General features: G+C 51.7%; 16 protein-coding genes. 14 read left to right on the forward strand and 2 right to left on the reverse strand.

The window, feature by feature from the left end; all coding sequences use genetic code 11:
• The first annotated feature begins 50 nt into the window (after nt 1-50).
• From Q1A54_RS03845 to prfB, 14 genes are all read left to right on the forward strand, one after another.
• Nucleotides 51-1979 (forward strand): propionyl-CoA synthetase, encoded by a 1929-nt coding sequence (locus tag Q1A54_RS03845; RefSeq protein WP_299985161.1) that lies wholly within the window; start codon nt 51-53, stop codon nt 1977-1979.
• A gap of 194 nt (nt 1980-2173) precedes the next feature.
• Nucleotides 2174-4105: an acetate--CoA ligase gene (gene acs, locus Q1A54_RS03850; RefSeq protein ID WP_299985455.1), complete on the forward strand. Its 1932-nt coding sequence runs from the start codon at nt 2174-2176 to the stop codon at nt 4103-4105.
• Nucleotides 4106-4230: 125 nt separating this feature from the next.
• Complete coding sequence (locus tag Q1A54_RS03855; RefSeq protein ID WP_299985163.1) at nt 4231-6168, forward strand: DUF294 nucleotidyltransferase-like domain-containing protein; 1938 nt, start codon at nt 4231-4233, stop codon at nt 6166-6168.
• On the forward strand, nt 6168-6866 hold the full coding sequence (locus Q1A54_RS03860; protein ID WP_299985165.1) for a 3'-5' exonuclease: 699 nt from the start codon (nt 6168-6170) through the stop codon (nt 6864-6866). The genes Q1A54_RS03855 and Q1A54_RS03860 overlap by 1 nt, the downstream gene beginning before the upstream one ends.
• 64 nt (nt 6867-6930) lie before the next feature.
• Complete coding sequence (locus Q1A54_RS03865) at nt 6931-7752, forward strand: retropepsin-like aspartic protease (protein ID WP_299985167.1); 822 nt, start codon at nt 6931-6933, stop codon at nt 7750-7752.
• Nucleotides 7753-7850: 98 nt separating this feature from the next.
• Complete coding sequence (locus tag Q1A54_RS03870; RefSeq protein WP_299985169.1) at nt 7851-8030, forward strand: hypothetical protein; 180 nt, start codon at nt 7851-7853, stop codon at nt 8028-8030.
• Between the two features lie 181 nt (nt 8031-8211).
• Nucleotides 8212-8772, forward strand: a complete 561-nt coding sequence (locus Q1A54_RS03875) for an NUDIX hydrolase (protein WP_299985171.1) — start codon at nt 8212-8214, stop codon at nt 8770-8772.
• Nucleotides 8773-8841: 69 nt separating this feature from the next.
• A complete protein-coding gene (locus Q1A54_RS03880) occupies nt 8842-9615 on the forward strand; it encodes a lysophospholipid acyltransferase family protein (protein WP_299985173.1) in 774 nt (257 codons plus the stop codon).
• On the forward strand, nt 9590-9877 hold the full coding sequence (gatC, locus tag Q1A54_RS03885; RefSeq protein WP_007653720.1) for an Asp-tRNA(Asn)/Glu-tRNA(Gln) amidotransferase subunit GatC: 288 nt from the start codon (nt 9590-9592) through the stop codon (nt 9875-9877). Before Q1A54_RS03880 ends, gatC begins: the two co-directional genes overlap by 26 nt.
• A gap of 15 nt (nt 9878-9892) precedes the next feature.
• Nucleotides 9893-12937: a hypothetical protein gene (locus Q1A54_RS03890; protein WP_299985174.1), complete on the forward strand. Its 3045-nt coding sequence runs from the start codon at nt 9893-9895 to the stop codon at nt 12935-12937.
• Nucleotides 12938-12947: 10 nt separating this feature from the next.
• Nucleotides 12948-13670, forward strand: a complete 723-nt coding sequence (locus tag Q1A54_RS03895) for an ABC transporter ATP-binding protein (RefSeq protein ID WP_299985175.1) — start codon at nt 12948-12950, stop codon at nt 13668-13670.
• A 3-nt stretch (nt 13671-13673) separates the two neighbouring features.
• Nucleotides 13674-14225: a cob(I)yrinic acid a,c-diamide adenosyltransferase gene (locus tag Q1A54_RS03900; RefSeq protein ID WP_299985176.1), complete on the forward strand. Its 552-nt coding sequence runs from the start codon at nt 13674-13676 to the stop codon at nt 14223-14225.
• Nucleotides 14226-14257: 32 nt separating this feature from the next.
• Nucleotides 14258-15331, forward strand: a complete 1074-nt coding sequence (locus Q1A54_RS03905) for a branched-chain amino acid aminotransferase (RefSeq protein WP_299985178.1) — start codon at nt 14258-14260, stop codon at nt 15329-15331.
• An 83-nt stretch (nt 15332-15414) separates the two neighbouring features.
• Nucleotides 15415-16492 (forward strand): peptide chain release factor 2 gene (prfB, locus tag Q1A54_RS03910; RefSeq protein WP_299985180.1). Its coding sequence is split into 2 segments (ribosomal slippage): nt 15415-15474 and nt 15476-16492, totalling 1077 coding nucleotides; the frame shifts between segments, so codons are not numbered across the junction.
• An 80-nt stretch (nt 16493-16572) separates the two neighbouring features.
• On the opposite strand, the gene Q1A54_RS03915 is transcribed toward prfB, so the two are convergent.
• Nucleotides 16573-18036 (reverse strand): SusD/RagB family nutrient-binding outer membrane lipoprotein, encoded by a 1464-nt coding sequence (locus Q1A54_RS03915; RefSeq protein ID WP_299985182.1) that lies wholly within the window; start codon nt 18034-18036, stop codon nt 16573-16575.
• A complete protein-coding gene (locus Q1A54_RS03920; protein WP_299985184.1) occupies nt 18036-21227 on the reverse strand; it encodes a SusC/RagA family TonB-linked outer membrane protein in 3192 nt (1063 codons plus the stop codon). Before Q1A54_RS03920 ends, Q1A54_RS03915 begins: the two co-directional genes overlap by 1 nt.
• Nucleotides 21228-21241 lie beyond the last annotated feature (14 nt).

The following is a 21241-nucleotide window of genomic DNA, read 5'->3' on the forward strand; positions in this document are numbered from 1 at the left end:
TTTTAGTGCAGTAAGTGAACAATGACAGCTGGTTAAAAAGAACTGGAGATATGAAAACAGTAACCCAAACTTACAGCTCGTATGCCGAGGCTTACGAAAGAAGCATCAGCGACCCCGAGGGATTCTGGGGTGAACAGGCGCGGCAGATTGCCTGGTTCGAAGAGCCGAAGCAAATCCTGACCACCGACGAAAATGGCTTCTACCGCTGGTTCGCGGGCGGCAAACTCAACACGGCCTACCTAGCGCTGGACTATCACGTAGAGAACGGCCGCGCTGACCAAACTGCCCTGATCTATGACTCGCCCGTGACCAATACAATTCGCAAATACAGCTACCGCGAGTTCCGCGACATGGTGGCCCGTTTTGCAGGTGCGTTGCGTGGTTTGGGCGTGGGCAAAGGCGACACTGTGGTCATTTACATGCCCGTTATACCCGAAGCAGTGGTGGCCATGCTGGCCTGTGCAAGGTTAGGCGCCATTCACTCAGTGGTGTTCGGGGGCTTTGCGCCGCACGAGCTCACAGTGCGCATTGACGACGCCCGTCCCAAGGTGGTGATTTCTGCTTCCTGCGGTATTGAATTCGACAAGCACATTCCGTACAAGCCGTTACTCGACAAAGCCCTGAACGACAGTAAGCACAAGCCTGAGCACACCATCATTCTGCAGCGCCCTTACGTGGAGGCCGACATGCAGCCTGGTCGCGACCTCGACTACATGGACGTGCTGCAGAAAGCCCAACCAGCTGATTGCGTACCTGTAGACGCCCACGACCCGCTCTACATTCTCTATACCTCTGGCACCACGGGCAAACCCAAAGGCATCGTGCGTGACAATGGCGGCCATGCCGTTGCTTTGAAATTCAGTATGAAAGCCGTGTATGGCGTAGACCCTGGCGATGTGTTCTGGGCTGCTTCGGATGTGGGTTGGGCTGTGGGGCACTCGTATCTGGTATACGCTCCGCTGATCCATGGCTGTACCACCGTGCTCTTTGAAGGCAAACCTGTGCGCACTCCGGATGCGGGTACATTCTGGCGCATCATCATGCAACACGACGTGAAAGTGCTTTTCACGGCTCCGACCGCCATTCGCGCCATCAAGAAGGAAGACCCTGAAGGTATAGAGAAAATCAAGTATGACCTGCCATCGCTCAAGTACCTGTTCTTGGCTGGTGAGCGCTGCGACCCTGCTACTTACTACTGGGCTAAAGATTTGCTGCGCATACCTGTGGTGGATCACTGGTGGCAAACCGAATCAGGCTGGCCGATGGTGGCAAACATGGTGGGCTATGGCCTAAAGCCAGCTAAGCCCGGTTCGGCAGGCTTGCCGGTTTGCGGATATAAAGTAGAGATTCTGGGCGAGGAAGGGCAGGAGCTTATACCTGCGCAGGAAGGGTACGTGGCGGTAAAGCTGCCATTGCCTCCAGGTTGCCTGCCCACCTTGTGGGAAGACAATGACCGCTTCTACAAATCCTATCTTGACCGTTTCCCTGGCTATTACATGACAGGCGATGGGGGCTATATGGATGAAGATGGCTATATTTATATCATGGGCCGTATCGATGACGTCATCAACGTATCGGGCCACCGCCTCTCAACCGGAGAGATGGAAGAGATGGTTGCCTCGCACCCCGCCGTAGCCGAATGTGCCGTGGTAGGTATAGCCGACGACCTGCGCGGACAGCGCCCGATCGGACTGGTCGTGCTCAAGGACGGACAGAACATCAGTGAACAGCAAATCGAGCAGGAACTGATCGCCCTGATTCGGGAGAAAATAGGAGCCGTAGCTTACTTCCGAAACGCGCTTATCGTAAAGCGCCTGCCCAAGACCCGCTCCGGCAAGATACTCCGCAAGATACTGCGCAACATTGCCGACGGTGTGCACTACGCTATACCTTCCACCATCGACGATCCAGCTATACTGACTGAAATTCACGATGACCTGAAGGAGCGGAAGATTGGGAATGCTTTTTTGGAGGGATAATAATGCCCTCGCTCGTGTCCCGCGAGTGTGAGTTATTCAGTGGCGTCTCGCCACTTGTGACAACAGGCATATGAAAGGTGGCCAGAGTCCGCCTAATAGCACACACTCGCGGGACGCGAGCGAGGGAAGTAACAAATATACACCCGTAGGGACAAATCATAGCCTGTCCGTAATGTGCACCTTTATACTTGAACATAAACCTTAAACACCATAAACAAACCGATATCATGCCTAACATTCAAATCAAATCTTATCAGGAATACGAAGAGGCCTATAAGCGAAGTGTGGAAGACCCGGAAGGGTTCTGGTCCGATATAGCGAGCACTTTTACGTGGCGCAAGAAGTGGAACACGACACTGGAATGGAACTTCGAAGAGCCGAACGTGAAGTGGTTTAAGGGCGGCAGACTGAACATCACCGAAAACTGCCTGGACCGTCACCTGAAAACCCGTGGCAACAAGCTCGCCCTGATTTGGGAGCCAAACGACCCGAAAGAAAGATTTGTGCGCTATACCTACCGCGAACTCCACGAGAAGGTATGCCAGTTCGCCAATGTGCTCAAAAAGAACGGTGCCAAAAAAGGGGACCGCATCTGTATCTACATGCCGATGATTCCTGAGCTTGCTTTCGCTGTGCTGGCTTGCGCCCGTATTGGTGCCATCCACTCGGTTGTGTTCGCTGGATTCTCTGCCGTGGCGATGGCTGATCGCATCAACGATGCGCAGTGCAGCATGGTGCTCACCTCCGATGGTCTGAACCGTGGTGCGAAACAGATTCCGGTGAAGCGTGTTGTAGACGAGGCGCTCGAACGTTGCGACTCAGTGAAGAAAGTAATTGTGGTGGAGCGTCTGGGCTGGGCCGTGAACATGGTCGAAGGCCGCGACGTGTGGTACCACGACGAGGTTCAGGGCGTCAGCAAAGACTGTCCGGCTGAGGAAATGGACTCAGAAGACATGCTCTTCATTCTGTATACCTCTGGCTCCACAGGCAAACCCAAGGGTGTGGTCCATACCTGCGGTGGTTACATGGTGTATGCGCAGTACAGCTTCAGCAATGTGTTCCAGGTACAGGAAAACGATATTTACTGGTGCACCGCCGACATCGGCTGGATCACCGGCCATACCTATTTGCTTTACGGTCCGCTCTTGTCAGGCTCCACTTCATTGATGTTCGAAGGCGTGCCAACTTTCCCGGACATGGGCCGATTCTGGCAGGTAGTCGATAAGTTTGGTGTGAACATCTTCTACACTGCCCCAACCGCTATTCGTTCGCTTATGAGTGGAGACATCGACGATGTACTATCCTATAGCCTCGACTCCCTCAAAGTGCTGGGCTCGGTGGGCGAACCGATCAACGAAGAGGCATGGCACTGGTACCATACCCACGTCGGCAAGGAGCGCTGTCCGCTGGTAGATACGTGGTGGCAAACCGAAACCGGTGGTATCATGATCTCGACCATCGCTGGTATCACCCCGATGAAGCCAAGCCACGCAGCCCTGCCACTGCCAGGTATACAGCCGATTCTGGTAGATGCCGAAGGCAAGGAAATTACCGATAATGAAGTAGAGGGCTACCTCTGCATGAAGTTCCCGTGGCCAAGCATTATCCGCACCACCTACGGCGACCACGAGCGTGCCCGCCTGAGTTACTTCTCTACTTACAAAGGCCTGTACTTTACGGGCGACGGTGCCAAGCGCGACAAAGACGGCCTTTACCGTATCATCGGCCGTGTGGATGATGTGATCAACGTGTCCGGTCACCGCTTCGGAACGGCCGAGATTGAAGAAGCCATCAATCACAACAGCCATGTAGTGGAGTCAGCAGTGGTAGGCTATCCACATGATGTGAAAGGGCAGGGAATCTACGCTTTTGTGATCTGCAAGGATGTGCCGGAACGTGAGGATTACCTGCGTGCCGAGATCATAGAAACAGTGGTGGAGAAGATCGGTAAGATCGCTAAGCCTGACAAGATCCAGATCGTTAGCGGTCTGCCAAAAACCCGATCAGGCAAGATTATGCGCCGTATTCTGCGTAAAGTAGCGGAAGGCGATACGTCTAATCTGGGTGATACCTCCACTTTGCTTGATCCGGATGTAGTGGATGAGATTAAAGCGGGTGCTTTATAGAATTTAGATTGATAAGTTTAGTTGAATGCGTAAAGTCCTGCGACGTTTGTTGCAGGACTTTTGCTTTTTAGCCTCTTGCAATCCTCTCCTCAATCCCGTATCTTCATCAGGTATAACCCTAGGCTATGAAACCCTCCAATGTCATACAGGAACGCGTTCACGAGTTCTTGAATACCTACCCGCCCTTTAACCTGATTGATCCGGAAAAACTGCGGCAACTGGCCCGGCAGGTGCGGGTGCTATACCTGGAGCCGGAGCAGGTTTTGTTCTCGCAGGACGATTCCGCTCACGAACACTTTTATGTTGTGCGGCAAGGCTCTGTTCGACTAGAGCAAAAGACGGAGGCTGGCAATCCCAAATTGCTGGATGTGTGCGACGAAGGGGATGTGTTTGGAGTACGGGCACTGATCGCTAAAAAGAATTATTCCTCTACCGCCACCTCTGCCGAAGAATCACTGGTATACGCTATACCTATTGAGGCTTTTGAACCTATCCTCACCGAAAATCCGCAGGTGGCACTTTACTTCGCTGCGGGCTTTGCGGCGGGGCAGCCGGTACGCAATCCTACCCTGCGCGATGCACAAAGGGCACGGGTCGGACTGAGCACCATTGCACCTTCGTCTATACCGCTGCACCTCGAAGATGCCCTCAAAATTGACACGGCTAAAAGCATTGTGGCTTGTCCGCCTGACACTTCTATCCGGCTGGCCGCCCAGATGATGAGCGACAAAGATTCCAGTTTTATGATGGTAGTGGATGGCGAGGCACGGCCCTTGGGAATTTTGACTGACACCGACCTGCGCCGGCAGGTGGTAGCCGGGCATGTGGCCATTGATGATCCGGTAGAAGTCATTATGTCGTCGCCGGTGATTACGACCGTACCTAATCCGCCCATGGCCGATGCGCTGATCAATATGATCCGGAACAAAGTGAAGCACCTCTGTGTGACGACCGATGGCACTGTCAACTCCAAAGCCCTCGGGGTGCTCACCGAACATGACCTTTTACTGGCGCAGGGCAATAATCCGGCTGTGCTAATCTCCGAAATCCGCCAGACCCGCGACATAGCCTCCCTGCCTGCCATCCGCGACAGGGCTGAGGAACTGTTGCTGAAGTACCTGGAGCAGGAGGTGAGCATTTCGTTCATCGCCAATATCATCACCGAAATTAACGACGCGATCATCGTGCGGGCGCTGCAACATGCCGAGAATGAACTGGGCGAGCCGCCGCTGCATTATTGCTGGCTGTCACTGGGTAGCGAAGGCCGTGAAGAGCAACTCCTGCGCACCGATCAGGACAATGCCCTGGTGTTTGAAGATAAGAATGCTGCACTAGAAAAAGAGCATCAGGCTTACTTTCTGAAGCTGGGTGCTATTGTACGGGATATTCTGGTGCAATGCGGTTTTGAGAAGTGTCCCGCCGACATGATGGCCAGCAACCCGAAGTGGTGCCAACCGCTGCATACCTGGAAGCAGTACTTTTATAACTGGATACACGAGCCCACTGAGGAGGCACTAATGCATACCTCCATTTTCTACGACTACCGTCCCGTGTACGGCGACTTCAGTTTAAGTCATCAACTCACAGACTACATTTACGAGAACATCCAGCAGGAACGCATTTTTCTTCCCTTCCTGGCCAAACATGCACTGCAGAGTCCGCCACCACTAAGTTTCTTCCGCAACTTCATTGTGGAGCGGGGTGGGGAGCACAAAAACGAGTTCGACATCAAGCTGCGGGCCATGACGCCGCTTGTGGATGCCGCCCGTGTGCTCACGCTCGACAACCGCGTGGCCGGAGAGAACAACACTTTCAAGCGCTTCGAGAAACTGGCCGAGCTGGAGCCGCAAAATGCAGAGCTATACCGTGAGGCCGCGATGGCATACGAAATCATGATGCGTTTCCGGGCGCTTAGCGGCCTGCGCAATAAGAACTCCGGCCGTTACCTCAATCCTAACCAGCTCAATAAACTCGAGCGGCAGACGCTGCGCAGCACCTTCAAACCGATAAGCGACATACAGGAACTCCTGCAGGTGCGCTTTCAACTTAACTACCTCGGCTGATGGAGTGGCTGAAAGAGTTTATAAACCAGCTGCAACCGGTAGACAAGAATGCGCCGGCTTTTTGGCACAGGTATAGCGCCGCCCTGAAAGAGCAACCATCAAGAGACACTCCCTTGTCAGAGGCCGAATTTGTAGTGTTCGACACCGAAACGACCGGGCTGGACCAACGCAGGGACAAAGTGCTTTCCATCGGGGCGATAAAGATAAGGGGGCTGCAGGTGCTGGTGTCGGACACTTTTGAGTGTTTGGTGCAACAGGAAGGGGCACCAGCTACTAAAAGCGCTGAAGTGCATGGTCTGCTTTCGAGTCAGCTGCAGGGAGGTATAAACGAGCTGGAGGTGGTGGAGGACTTTGTTGATTTTGTCGGCAATGCTGTGCTGGTGGGACAGCACGTGGCTTTCGACATCGGCATGATCAACCAGATGTTGAAGCGGCAAGGTATAAGCGGCAAGCTCCGCAACCGCTCCGTCGACACAGCCCACCTGGCTATCCGGCTGGAGCGCCGCCATGCCGATAGCCATACCTTGAAAACCACTGAGTACAGCCTCGACGCTCTCTGCGAAAGGTATAATCTGCCCACCGACGATCGTCACACCGCCTCCGGCGACGCTTTTGCTACAGCTCTGCTGTTGCTTAAATTATTATCCTTGGCAAAAAAGCGGGGCATTACAACATTGGGAGAGCTGATAAAGGGCTAGCGTAATTATTCAGCCAAAATCTATCACTGACGTACATGCTTAGATGATCAGTCTATTTTTCAAAATGAAAACACTTTTCCTGGGTTTGGCCCTGTGCTTAGCCTTTGTTGGTGAAACTCTTGCGCAAAACACTATTCAGCTGAAAGAATATTTCAGAGAACTGAAGCAGGTGGACGTTACCATAGCAGGGCAGCCCTACACCTTCTTATTCGATACAGGAGGCGGCCAGACCTTTGTATCTCCGGAAGTGGCACAGAAAATCGGCCGACAACCTTATGGCAGCGCAACTGCCTTCCGCATGAACGGGGATATGTTTCGGTACCAAAAGCTGGATTCAGTCGAGATCAGGGTCGATAACATTCCGCTTTTTCATGCGACCGTTGGGGTATGGGATCTGATGAGCATACTGCCGGAAGGCCTTCCGAAAGTGGACGGGGTGATCTCGTTGAAATCCTTTCAGGACAGGATTGTGACCTTCGACCTGGCGGCCAGTAGACTCCAGGTAGAGACGCCAGCCACTCTTAGAAAGCAACAGGGCAGGCTAACGCTGCTGCCCAGCCGTTTCGCCAATGGGCTGGATGGTAGCGAGCTGACTATTTTCCTGGGTATACCTCATCAGGACCGCTCATACTGGTTTCTTTTAGACACAGGCAATATAAGCGAGGTGCTCCTTTCGCACCAGACAGCCTCCGGGTGGGGCCTTCAAAGCGATACGACAGTCCAGCGCACAGCCCTGAATCCGATTGCGATTCAACTTGGCAGGCGAAAACTGGTCAGCAAGGCTGCTGCAGAAAACATCATCTATGACGGGGTGCTGAACTACGATGTGATGCGTCAAACCAGAATGACCATTAACTTCCCGGCAAGGCAGGTATGGATGCATTAAAGTGGCGACATTCCTGCATCGCCTGTGTGCCTGGAATGTACGCAACCGGATAGCAGCAGGGATATCTGTATAATCAATAATTGAATGAAGCTGATATTATGAAAAAGTATCTTCTAACCTTCGCCTTGGGCGCTTTTCTGATGGCCAGCTGTAACAGCACGCCTGACACCGAGGAGACAACCATAACCCAACCAGAACCTGACACGGCACCCGCCGATACAGCTGGCGTGGAAAAAGATAATACCAGGGTAGAAATAGAAGAGGCTGATCGCCTCTGAAGAAAATCATCTATACCTTGTTATCTTTGCCCGCAATTAGATCTTAAACAAGCTCAACATCTGCCCAGAAGAGCCTTCAGTGCTGAAGGAGCAGTGGCTGTTGGCCGTGCCATCATCGGGGTAACTTCGCTGCCGTTAGGGGCGCAGGTAAAGATCAAAAAGATCGCCAAAAGAAAATAGCATGATAATCGACGAACAACATAACCCCTGGACCACCCTATCCAGCAAGCAGATATACCAGAACCCCTGGATCAGTGTGCGCGAAGACCAGGTGCTCAACCCGCGCGGCGGAGAAGGCATTTACGGTGTGGTCAGCTTCAAAAACAAAGCCATTGGCATTATACCTGTCGATGACGAAGGCTATACCTACCTGGTAGGGCAGTACCGTTATGCGCTCAACGAGTACAGTTGGGAAATACCAATGGGCGGCGGCCTGATCGAGAACGACATACTCGAGTCGGCGAAGCGGGAACTGCAGGAAGAGACCGGTTTTACAGCCGAAAAGTGGACCAACATCGCCCGCCTGCATACCTCCAATTCCGTTACAGATGAGGAAGGCTTTGTTTTCCTGGCACAGGAACTAAAGGCCGGCGAAACAGCTTTTGAAGAGACGGAGGAGCTTCACATCCGGCGGGTGCACTTTGAGGAGGCTGTGCGCATGGTGATGGACAACGAGATAACGGACGCCATCAGTGTGGCAGGTATACTCAAGGCAGCTATACTTTTGCAGCAAGGCGAGTAAGCATGATGAAGGCCAAGGAGGTGAAGCGCCCCGATTGATAACTGGTGGATTATTCTTACATTTGAAGGCATGAAAGCGCTTAAATACCTGTCCCATCGCATTTATACAACCTGGTGTGTCACCTGGTTTGTGATGCCCTTTGTGGTCACGTATCCGTTTCAGGCAGTGCTTATACGCAAGCAGCGCTGGTATCCGCGTGTGCACAGCATCAACCGCTTCTGGTCATCGTCGGCCCTGCGCATGTTCCTGACGCCTTTGCGGGTGGAGTGGCGTATGCGTTTCAATCCTGCCAAGCAGTATATTTTTACACCTAACCACAGCTCATACCTTGATATCCCGCTGTTGCTGCATGCCATTCCTGGTTTTATTAACTTTGTCGGGAAAAGCTCGCTTACCAGAGTGCCGCTGTGGGGAAAAGTGTACGAAAAGCTATACATTGCCGTAGACCGTAAGAGTGCGATCAGCAGTGCCAAGAGTTACATACAGTCCGTGCGCACGCTGGAGCAGGGCCGCAACCTGGTGATCTTTCCGGAAGGTACCATACCACCCACGGCAGGGGAGGAACTGCTGGCATTCAAGGATGGTCCTTTTCGCCTGGCAATAGAGAAGCAGTTGCCGGTAGTGCCGGTGACGATGCCCTACAATCACAAATTTTTGCCTGATCTAGATGGGAAGCTGAAAGTGCGCTGGCACCCGCTCAAGATCATCATACACGAGCCGATCGAAACTAAAGGCATGACGCTGCAGGACCTACCTGCGCTGAAGCAGGAAGTATTTCATATTATTCAGGAAGAACTTAAGAAACACAATACAATAGATGTCAACCGATATACAAACCATTAGAAAGATCGCGCACCTGGCCCGACTGGAGTTCAATGAAGAGAAGGAGCAGGAGATGCTGCAGGACCTGAACAAGATCCTGAACTGGGTAGACCAGCTTCGCGAACTTGATACCGAAAGTGTAGAGCCGCTTATTCATATGTCAGAAGAAGTGAATGTGATGCGCGAAGACCTGGCACAGAATACCGTATCACACGACGAAGCGCTGAAAAACGCACCTAGAAAAGACTCCGATTATTTCAGAGTACCGAAAGTGCTCGAATAGTCCGACGGTTTGTCTATGAACAAAATTAAGTTTTGGAACAGTTGGGATGCCGATACCAGGTATCCCTATCTGTTTTTGCTGATCGTGGCCGTGCTGGCGCTCATGCTGGGGGTATACCATTACTTTACCGGTGAGAGCAATTTTATGGCCTGGGATAAGCTGCCTGAACTACAGGTGGTGCAGGTGCCGGTGCACGAGTTTTCGCGCCTGCTGGAGCCCTTCACCCTGTATGCCGATGGCTACCTGCTCACAGAGCAGTACGATGTAGCAATGCCTGCCCTCAACAAGTTTGCCGCAGTAGCACTGGTGCTGTTGCTGGCTCTCTGCCTGGCTTTCTACACAGCGGCCATCACCACCATGAAGCGCATCCCTTACTTTGCAGGTATGCTGCTGCTCATGATGCTGCTGGCCTCCTTCAACCTGGACCTACTGGGGGTGATCGGCAGCAACACCGGGCAGACCACGCTGCTGGTATTCATCGTGTTCTTTGCTTTGGCCAGCTATGCTTTTCAGGCCTTTTACCAGCAGGTTTCCTTTAGTGTCAGGGTAATGGTGATGATCGCGCTGGTGAGTTTGCTGGGCTCCTTTGTGTACATGGAGTCAGACTTCCCGCCGCTACTGACCACCCTACACCTGGCCAACTACAGTTCGCTTGCGCTTATGGTAGCCTCCTTGCTCTTTATGATTTGGGTTGGGTACGAAAACATCAATGCCCTGCTTTGGGTCAATACACAGGCCGCTAAGCCGGAACGTCGCTTTAGTATATGGCAGTTTGTGCTCGTAAGCGTGCTATACCTGGTTACTTTGGTACTGCTATACCTGCGCCATGTGGGCTATGTAAAGGGCGATCTGTTTTACATCAACGCCTTTGTCATCCTACTGATCTCTGCAGTTGCCGGCTTTTGGGGCATGCGCCAGCGCGAAGTTCTGTACGGCAGGCTGTTCCCGTTCAAACCCACAGGTGCCATCATCTACCTGGTGTTTGCAACCATTACCTTCCTGAGCATTGGCTATGCCTATGCCACCGCCAACGACTCCGCTATTTCAGTTTTCCATAACCTGATCGTATACACCCACCTGGCCTTCGGAGCTTTCTTCTTTGTGTATATAATGGTGAACTTCGGGGACCTGATCAAGCAGCGACTGGCCGTTTACAAGGTGGTGTACGAACCCCGCAAACTGCCTGTGTATACCATCTACACCATGGGGGCTATTTTGCTGGCTATTCTGGTGATGCGCACCCAGTTCAGGGTGTACTTCAATGCCTATGCCGGTTACTACAACTACCTCGGCGACCTGTACCAGAGTTCCGACAATTCTATTCTGGCAGAGCGTTTCTACAGAGAAAGCGATCTTTTTGATAACCACAACATGAAGGCGAGCTTTAGCTTGTCGGCCATGTACCGTGCTCAGAACGAGCGCAACAAAGAAATTCTGAGTCTGCAGGAGGCGCTGGAGCGGAGCCCGAACCCGAAGCTCTACATCCGTTTGGCGAACCTCTACGACCGCAAGCAGTACTTTTTTGAAAAGCTGTATGTGCTGCAGCAGGGTGCGGAGGCTTTCCCTAGAAATGGGGAGATCTACAACAACCTGGCCCTGCTTTATGCCCAGACCAGTGTGCATGATAGTGTAGCTTATTACTTTGACCTGGCACAGCGTCACGCAGAAAACCAGGACCTGGTGCGCAGCAACCGTCTGGCTTACTATACCCGCCAGGCCATGCCAGATGAAGCCAAGGAACTGATCACGGAGATCCGCTCCACAAAATACAAGCCACTGCGAAGCAACATGGCTGCACTTAACCAGCTGCTGGGACAAACATCTGACATCAAAGAAGACGACTTTGTGGCGGATTCGCTGGAGCGGGTAGAGGATCTGACACTATTTTACAATAAAACCATTTCCAGTGTGAACAATGGCGATACATCGCTGTTGAAGCCTATCAACCGCTATCTTGGTTCTCAGGAGAACAGGCTCTTTATGGAAGACCTGCTATATCTGAAGGGCCTGGTGCACCACTACGATGGCAGGCCGAAAGAGGCACGCAGCGTGGTAGAGAACCTGGCACTGGCCGCAGGGGAGCGCAGCGGGTATTACTACAATGCGTTGGGGCATTGGATGATGGAGGAGGAGAACTACGGTGCCGCCGCCCATTATTTCAAGGAAGCCAAAGACAGAGGCTTTACGCAGGCCTTCCTGTCCCATGCCTATGCGCTGGCCCTCAATCACCAGACCGACGAGGCTGTAGATGCACTCCGCGAAGTTGCCTTTACAGAGGTAGAGTCGGCGGTTGCCGTGGCCCAGTCGCTGGAAGAGGTGCTGGAACAGGCGCCGTCTACCATCATCTCCCAGGCCCCGGACCACGACAAGGTGCAGTATCTGATCGCATACCTACCTGATTTGCTGCCCGAAGATGTAGACCGCATCGTGAAGAGCGTGCAGGAGAAAGACCTGCGCCGTGAGGCATTGGTAGCCAAGGTAGACTACTTTATGGGAAGACGGGAGTGGAAGCAGGCCAATCAGGCCATAAAAGAGGCAGCTACCGCCCTGCGGCCAGAAGGAGAGCTCCGCTCGAGACTTAACCTGCAGCAAATGCGCCTGTGGCTGAATACCAAGAACCACGAGGTGCTGGTGAAACGGATGGACAACCTATACCTGACACCAAAGGATAAGCGGCAGAAACTCTATTTCAGGGCTAAAATTGCCGAAGTAAAGGGGCGTGACCGTGAAGCTGCCGAGCGTTACAGCCAGGCACTCAAGATGCTGTTATACGATGAGCAGGTGGTAGAGGACGCTGCCGCTTTCTTTGCCCGATACAGTCCCGCTGAGATGCAGGCTTATGACATTCTGCTGGATGGAATTACCTACAATCCGTACTCTGCCAGGCTCTACAAAGCCTATGCGCTTGAGAGTGTGAACAGGGGACTTGTCAGCTATGCAGACCAGGCACTTGTTTCATTGCGCAGCTTGCTTCCTGCTTCAGAATATAGTACATTTAAAGAGAAATTTGATAAACAGCGCCGAGCTAAGGAGGCAGCGGCGGACCAGTGGCAACTCTAAAACAGGTTCTATGAGCACCATCATCGAGACACATGATATTTCGAAAGTATACCGCATGGGAAGCGAAACCATCCATGCACTCAAGTCCGTGTCTATCAGGATAGAGCGAGGAGAGTATGTGGCGTTTATGGGTCCTTCTGGTTCCGGAAAGTCAACGCTTATGAATATCATCGGCTGTCTGGACACACCTTCCGGAGGACAGTACGTCCTGAACGGGAATGATGTGAGCAACATGACCGATAATGAACTGGCCGAGGTTCGGAACAAGGAGATCGGTTTCGTGTTCCAGACCTTTAACCTGTTGCCACGTCAGAGCTCTCTGGAGAATGTAGCCCTGCCGCTGATCTATGCCGGATATAACAAGTCTGCGCGTGAGGAGAAAGCACAGCAAGCGCTGGAGAGTGTAGGCCTGGGTAACCGTGGCAAGCACAAGCCGAACGAACTGTCGGGTGGTCAGCGACAGCGTGTGGCCATTGCCCGTGCGCTTATCAATGACCCGAGTATCATCCTGGCTGACGAACCGACTGGTAACCTAGATACCAAGACCTCTTACGAGATCATGGAGCTGTTCGAGAACCTGCACGCCAAAGGAAATACCATCATCATGGTGACGCACGAAGAGGACATTGCCAAATATGCTCACCGGATTGTGCGCCTTCGCGATGGACTTATAGAATCAGACGAAATCAACCACGATGTGACAACGCATGCAAACCTAAACGCTGCGCAATAGCTCATGAAAATTTACACCAAGACAGGCGACAAAGGCACCACCTCACTTATAGGAGGTACTCGTGTAGCCAAGTCGCACCTACGCATAGAAGCTTACGGCACCGTAGACGAACTCAACTCATACATCGGACTGGTACGCGACCAGGAAGTAAACAAGAGCCGGGCCGACATCCTGAAAGAGATACAAGACCGCCTCTTCACCATCGGCTCCACACTGGCCACCGACCCTGACAAGAACACCAAAATGGTGACCCCCGACCTGCATGCAGAGGATGTCACCCTGCTGGAGCAGGAAATAGACAAGATGACGGCTGAAGTGCCCCCACTGCGTGCCTTTGTGCTGCCAGGCGGTCATCAATCCGTTTCATTCGGTCATCTGGCCCGCTGCGTATGCCGCCGTGCCGAGCGTCTGGCAATCCGCCTGCAGGAAGAGTCGCCGGTAGACGATCTGGTAATCATGTACCTCAACCGTCTGTCAGATTATCTGTTCGCTCTTTGCCGCAAAATGACGTATGAGTTACAGGCTGAGGAAATTGCCTGGAAGCCACGCGTCTGATTACATTGTTCAACTAATAATTCCCTTTATTTATGTCAGTTGATACCCTAACTATACCTACTCAGTGCGTCCCGCAGAGCCGCATTTCTGAGCTGGACTTCAACAATATTGAATTCGGTAAAATTTTTGCCGACCACATGCTGGTAGCCGACTACAAAGACGGCGCCTGGCAGAACCCCGAAATCAAGCCCTACGGCAACATGTCGCTTAGTCCGGCAACCTCAGCCCTACACTATGGTCAGGCGATATTCGAAGGTATGAAGGCTTATAAAAACGCAGACGGTGACATCCTGCTGTTCAGACCGCTCGATAACTTCAAGCGACTGAACATTTCCGGAGACCGCATGTGCATACCTGAACTGCCTGAAGAGATCTTCATGCAGGGTCTGGAGCAACTGCTGCGCCTGGACGCTGCCTGGGTACCGCCAACAGCTGGTTGCGCACTGTATATCCGTCCGTTCATTTTCGCAACGGATGAGTTTATTGGCGTGCGTCCATCATCAAGCTACCGCTTTATGGTGTTCAGCTGCCCGGTAGGTGCCTACTATGGTCAGCCGTTGCGCGTTGCCATTGAGCCGAACTATGTGCGCTCAGCAGAAGGTGGTGCCGGCTATGCCAAGGCTGCTGGTAACTACGGCGCTGCCCTGTACCCAGCACGCAAAATGCAGGAACGCGGCTACCACCAGCTTATCTGGACTGACTCGCGCGAGCACAAGTACATTGAAGAGTCCGGCACCATGAACGTCATGTTTGTGATTGACGGCAAGATTGTGACTCCGGCAGTGAGCACGACCATTCTGTCGGGCATCACCCGCGACAGTGTGCTGCAGATAGCACGTGACAAAGGTATACCTGTAGAGGAACGTAAAGTAGCAGTGAGTGAGATTGTGGAGGCTCACAAAGCCGGCAAGCTTCAGGAAGCATTCGGTACGGGCACCGCTGCTACCATTGCCCAGATCGCCACTATACATTACAACGGCGAGGACATGGACCTTCCGGCAATAGAAGGTCGCGAGATATCCAATGGCATTGCAGCAGAGCTGGATCGCATTAAAACAGGTCAGGCACCTGACCCGCACAACTGGATCTATAAGATCAGCCTATAGTAATCAGATAAAAGTAAATGCTGGACTGAAAGCGTATACGGCTTTTGGTCCAGCATTTTAGCGTTAAATAAAAAACAGAAAATATGACTTCAGAACAATTGAAGGAATTAAAGGCTCGTATTGAAGCCTTGAGGAGGTATCTTTGACTACGATAACAAGAAGCAACAGATAGCCGAGACAGAGAGGCAAACACTGGCACCTGACTTTTGGGACGACCCGAAAGCAGCTGAAAAAGTGCTTAAAGAGGTAAAGTCACTGAAGGTATGGACTGACCACTATGAAGAAGTGGAGAAAACGGTTTCTGACCTGGAAGTGCTTTTCGATTTCTACAAAGAAGGCGATGTGTCGGAAGAAGACATAAAGCAGGAAGCGAAAAAGGTAGAAGGCGCCATTGAAGGGCTGGAGTTCAAGCGCATGCTCAGTGGCGAAGAGGACCAGTTGAGCGCCATTCTGGAGATCAACCCGGGTGCAGGCGGTACCGAAAGCCAGGATTGGGCGGAAATGCTGATGCGCATGTACATCATGTGGTCCGAGTCGCATAAGTTTAGCGTGAAGCAGGTTAACTACAATCCGGGTGAGGGAGCAGGTATAAAGTCAGCTACCCTGGAGATCACCGGCGACTTCGCCTATGGCTATCTTAAATCTGAGATAGGTGTACATCGTCTGGTGCGTATCTCCCCGTTTGACTCAGGCGGGCGACGCCATACTTCCTTTGCCTCCGTATTTGCCTATCCGGTGGTGGACGATACGATCAACATCGAGGTGAATCCGAGCGACATTGAGTGGGACACCTTCCGCTCAGGAGGCGCCGGAGGCCAGAACGTGAACAAAGTGGAGACTGCAGTACGATTGAAACACAAGCCAACGGGTATCGTGATCGAGTGCCAGATCGAGCGCTCACAGCTGATGAACAAAGAGCACGCCTTACGCATGCTTAGGTCTAGGCTCTACCAGATAGAAATAGACAAGCGTAACGAAGAGCGGGACCGTGTGGAGAGTACTAAAAAACGCATCGACTTTGGCTCCCAGATACGCAACTATGTGCTGCATCCTTACAAGCTTGTAAAGGATATCCGGACAGGCGTAGAAAGGTCAGATGTGCAGAACGTGCTGGACGGCGACTTGGATGAATACATCAAAGCATTCCTGATGCAGGCGTAAGGAGAGCTTGAAGCTATACCTTATTCCACAAAAAAGAGGCTCCTCTACAGGAGCCTCTTTTTTGTGGAAAATATTGGAATTTACTGTGTGTCTGGCTGCCCATCCACCCACCATACCGGGTCGGAGAATATCTGCGTGCCCCTGATGTTTGGAACATTTGCCTCGTTTGTGTCCAATTCATTTTGCGCATATGGAAAACGAACCGGTGGAGGCGAGATCTGATGTTGGGCAACAAAGCCAGGGATGCCCGTTCTTCTCCAATCATTATAAGCCTCAAAGGGCTGGAACAGCCAGAAGGCAATCCACTTTTGGAGGATAATAGCCTCCTGTGAAACAGTGCTGGCATTTGCTGCTATATATGCATCAATTGCTGCAGCTGGTGCATTTATTTGTCTTTGCATGGCAGCCCTGATTCCATTTTGATAAGCCGTAAGCGCTTCGCCTGTATTGCCTAACCTCAGCTGTGCCTCTGCCTGTATGAAGAGCAATTCGTCATAAGTCATCATTGGCATAGGTGCGGTCGCATTAAGCACAGCCGCTGTTGGATCAGAGAAGGCTCTGTTTGCCTGGTCGTTTATCTGTGTTCCATTAGGAGCTCCTGTGATAACTCCCGGATCACGGGCAGGTGCTACCATGGCCCCCAGACGTGGGTCGTTCAGGTTTTGAAGGGTAGTCACGAAAGATTGGCTTACAGCGTGGTGACTACGGTCATTCGACTCCTGGAACCACGGATGTTCGCCGATTGCTGCGGCAGTGTATCGCCGGAAGACGAGGTTGTCTGCAGCGCTCTGAAAACCCTGTGCAGCCGCTTCCAGGGCAGCCGTTGCAGATCCCTGCGGGTCAATATTGCTCAGGCGGTTATAATAACGTGCCTTCAGAGAATAAGCAGCCCTTGTCCATAACTCAGCACTGCCCCCATAAATCAAATCCTGGTTGCCAGGTGAGGGAGCCGTTGTTGCTAAGTCAACGATCGCCTCGTCTAGCAGACTTTGTATCTGCGTATACACTTGCTCCTGCGAGTCGTAGGTAGGAGTGCGGTTCTCGACTCCCCGTCCAGCCTCTGCAGAGGGTACAGGTCCCCAGGCATCGGTCGCTACAGATAAGGTATAGGCCTTCAAAACTTTTGCTATACCTACGTGCCTGAAGTTTCCTTCCTCCTCACCGCCTGCAGAACCTCTTTCAATAATGATGTTAAGGTCAGGCAGCACGCCCGCATAAATGTTGTTCCACATGTTATTCACCAACGTGTTATTCTGGAGACCAGACCGGCGATCTGCTTCCTGTAACTGTGCGTGCACACCGGCGGTATGCTGTACAAAAACAGATGAATACCAGGCTAAGTCAGCCCCTGTAACAGCTGTGGGTACGTTTACTGTTACCTGTGGGAGCAGCAGGTTGACCGAGACTTGTTCCGGGCTATTGGGGTTGGTGTCAATTTCGTCTAATTTATCCTCGTCGCAGGCAGTGCCTCCTATAATAAGAGCCGCTGCTAAGAGAGAGCTGTAAAATCTATACTTCTTCATGATCGTGTGATTTCTGTCCATTAAAATGTTAACCTTAAACCAGCACCAAAGCTCCTTGCCTGAGGAAGTGTCACATACTCAAGTCCCTGGAAGTTAGTACCGCCACCCACGCTTGTCTCCGGGTCAAAGTTCGGGTAGTCTGTTATGAGAAAGAGGTTGCGGCCTGTCAGCACGATAGAGGCATTCCTGATGAAAGTGCGTTCTATCAAGCTTGTTGGTAAGGAGTAGCTTAGAGCCACTTCTCTGAGCCTTACAAAAGAAGTAGAGTAGACGTTTGATTCGTCGATGGCGTCCATGGCACTGGACCAGAAGTTCTGTCCTCTAACGATTTCAATGTCATTGTCTCCCTCTACGACAAGGTCACCATTAGTATCAAGGAAACCTTTCACGCCAGGATAGACATAAGCACTTTCACGGTCTTCTGTAATTTCAGCCATACCGTACAGTTTCAGAAGTCTTGTATTGCCCGCATACATCTTGCCACCCTTTCTCCAGTCTACCTGTGCAGTCAAATTGATGCCTCCGAAGGTGATGCCGTTTGTAAAGGATATTTCGAAGTCTGGCTGCACATTGCCTATGTTCTTAGCCTCACCAGCCAAAGGCATGCCGTAGAATGGATTTGGATTGCCACCTATGGTTTCACGGCTATCCACCACAACGTTGCCATTACCGTCCCTCACGAATGAGGAGCCAAAAATGATGGGATATAAAGCCCCTGCTTCGGCTCTTACGTTAGGTGTAACGAAGCCTCCCAAGAAGATATTCTCAACACCCTCGGCCAGCTCGACTACCTTGTTTCTGTATCGGGTGAAGTTTGTGGTGAACGTCCATTCGAAGTTGTCGTTTCTTACAGGGATAAGACTGAAAATCAACTCATGGCCTTTGGTTTCCAATCTACCGGCATTTCTAAACTCAGATGTAAAACCAGATGATGCGGCAACAGGGACGCTGAATATTTGGTCTTCAGTTGTCTGCACATAATAGGTATAGTCTAAGGTGATCCGGTTGTCCAGGAATCTGAAATCACCACCAAACTCAATTGTTCTGGTGTTTTGTGGTCTTAACTCTTCTGTTCTGAATACGGCGCTACGGGTATAACCAATCGTGTTATTGAATGGGAATTGGATACCGTCATTCAGGAAACCGCCCACGTTCAGGGCACCGCCAGGTATGAATATGTTTCTGGTTATGTAAGCCTGGTCAGGGGCCTGACCAGCCTCAGCATAAGAAGCCCTTAGTTTACCAAATGTAAGGATGTCATTCTGCAGCTCGAAGGCATCTGTAAATGCAAAACCAACGCCCACTGAAGGATAGAAGAAAGTGCGGTTTCCACGTGCCAGGTTAGACACATAATCCTGACGGGCAGATGCGTTTAAGAACAGATAGTCTCTGAAACCTACTTCGGCATTGGCATAAAAGCCAGCTACTCGTCTGCGGGTAATGGTCTCGCTGGCGTTCTGCACAACAGTGTTGCCAATGTTACGGAAACCACCTTGTGCAATACCACGGCCTACCGTTGAGATCAAGCGGTTTCTGATGTCGTATACCTCATTGCCAAGCAGCAGGTTAGCACTTATATCCTCTGAGAAATCACGGTTAAAGCTAACAGAGAGGTTAGAGTTAATCTGATTCTGATTGAAGGCATAGTCATTTATTTGGCCACCACTTGGCTGCGCAGTTCTACCTCCTGTAAAGCCTGAGCCAAGCTCGTATACCTCTTTACCATCTGTGATAAAAAAGTCTCCGCCAAGTCTATAGTTTAGAGTTATCCAATCGAGCGGTTTGTAGGAAACGTTTGCAGTGCTGATAATACGACGGGTATCTTCATAGAACTGGTTATTGGCCAGTGCCCAGCGTGGGTTATCGATCGCACCACGGTAGTTGAACTGTCTGTACGGGTTGAGTGGATCTGCAAAAGGGAGCCCCCACAGGTCAAAGTTTCTCGGTGCTGCATACAATGTGAAAAGCGGATTGGAAAGGTTAGACCCCCCAGGCACCTTATCAATGTGTACATCCGAATAGTTTGCAGAAGCACCAATCGTTACTTTGGGGTGAACATTAAATTCACCGGCAACCTTGCCGTTAAAGCGCTCCATACCTGTTGTCGGAATTATACCTTCCTGATCAGTGTAGCCTAAAGTGACAGCATAGTTACCTATCTGGCCGCTGTTGGCAATTGTAAGACTGTTTGTTGCCGTATGGCCAGTCTGGAAGAAGGGGTCCACATTGTCAAAGACCCTGTTTCCTGGCGCAGTTTCCCCGATGGCGTTGGTCACATCGCCGAGCTCACTTATTCTTGGTCCCCAGGATAGCGAGGAGTTGTTTGAGTATTGTCCACCAGAGCCCTGGGAGTAAGTGCTTTGTAAGTCTGGAAGCCGTGAGGCGCGGTCAATCTGGTAGTCAGAAGAGAAGGTTACTGTAGCAGCTTTTCTTTCCTCCAGGCCCCTGCCTCTCTTAGTTGTAATAATAACCACCCCGTTGGCAGCACGAACCCCGTACAAGGCTGCTGCGGCACCGCCTTTTAGCACAGATATTGATTCGATGTCATTTGGGTTGATATCTAGTGCGCGTGCTGAGGCATCGGTGCCGCTCACACCGCCAACACCTATACCTGCACCACCTGCTTGCTGGATGGCATCACTCTCGATTGGCATACCATCCACTACATACAGAGGCTGGTTGTTGCCTACCAGGGAGCGTGCTCCCCGAATCGTGATCTGCGAAGACGAACCCGGCATACCACTGGACTGGCGCACTACTACGCCCGCCACCTTGCCTTGGAGAGCATTAGTGACGTTCGGGTGGTTAGCACGTGTTACTGCTTCACCTTCTACCTGCTGCACCGAATAACTCAAAGCTCTTTCTTCCCTTTCAATACCAAAAGCTGTCACAACAACTTCGCTCAGTTGCCTGGTGTCTACGCTTAAGGCTACATCAATCGTGCTTTGATTATCGATATTGCGTGTAACGGTGGCATAGCCAATGAAGCGGTAGGTAAGTGTATTGGAGCCAGCCGGCACATTGATGGAGTATTCTCCGTTGGCTCCGGTAGCGGTGCCGACGTTGGTACCTTGTACCAACACTGCGACACCGGGCAGTCCTTGCCCTGTTTCCTGATCTGTCACGGTACCCGTAACCGTTCTAGTCTGGGCCATGCCTTGCTGAAAAAGAGCGAGCACCAGAATAAAACTTACTAGTAGTAGTTTGTTCATGTTCCCAAAAAGTT

The sequence above is a fragment of the uncultured Pontibacter sp. genome, assembly GCF_947502515.1.
Classification (GTDB): domain Bacteria; phylum Bacteroidota; class Bacteroidia; order Cytophagales; family Hymenobacteraceae; genus Pontibacter.

Bases quoted from the DNA above. Each gene is read 5' to 3' on its own strand.
- Q1A54_RS03845 (WP_299985161.1), top strand. From the start codon at position 51: ATGAAAACAGTAACCCAAACTTACAGCTCGTATGCCGAGGCTTACGAA.
- Q1A54_RS03855 (WP_299985163.1), top strand. From the start codon at position 4,231: ATGAAACCCTCCAATGTCATACAGGAACGCGTTCACGAGTTCTTGAAT.
- Q1A54_RS03860 (WP_299985165.1), top strand. From the start codon at position 6,168: ATGGAGTGGCTGAAAGAGTTTATAAACCAGCTGCAACCGGTAGACAAG.
- Q1A54_RS03865 (WP_299985167.1), top strand. From the start codon at position 6,931: ATGAAAACACTTTTCCTGGGTTTGGCCCTGTGCTTAGCCTTTGTTGGT.
- Q1A54_RS03870 (WP_299985169.1), top strand. From the start codon at position 7,851: ATGAAAAAGTATCTTCTAACCTTCGCCTTGGGCGCTTTTCTGATGGCC.
- Q1A54_RS03875 (WP_299985171.1), top strand. From the start codon at position 8,212: ATGATAATCGACGAACAACATAACCCCTGGACCACCCTATCCAGCAAG.
- Q1A54_RS03880 (WP_299985173.1), top strand. From the start codon at position 8,842: ATGAAAGCGCTTAAATACCTGTCCCATCGCATTTATACAACCTGGTGT.
- gatC (WP_007653720.1), top strand. From the start codon at position 9,590: ATGTCAACCGATATACAAACCATTAGAAAGATCGCGCACCTGGCCCGA.
- Q1A54_RS03890 (WP_299985174.1), top strand. From the start codon at position 9,893: ATGAACAAAATTAAGTTTTGGAACAGTTGGGATGCCGATACCAGGTAT.
- Q1A54_RS03895 (WP_299985175.1), top strand. From the start codon at position 12,948: ATGAGCACCATCATCGAGACACATGATATTTCGAAAGTATACCGCATG.
- Q1A54_RS03900 (WP_299985176.1), top strand. From the start codon at position 13,674: ATGAAAATTTACACCAAGACAGGCGACAAAGGCACCACCTCACTTATA.
- Q1A54_RS03905 (WP_299985178.1), top strand. From the start codon at position 14,258: ATGTCAGTTGATACCCTAACTATACCTACTCAGTGCGTCCCGCAGAGC.
- Q1A54_RS03915 (WP_299985182.1), bottom strand. From the start codon at position 18,036: ATGGACAGAAATCACACGATCATGAAGAAGTATAGATTTTACAGCTCT.
- Q1A54_RS03920 (WP_299985184.1), bottom strand. From the start codon at position 21,227: ATGAACAAACTACTACTAGTAAGTTTTATTCTGGTGCTCGCTCTTTTT.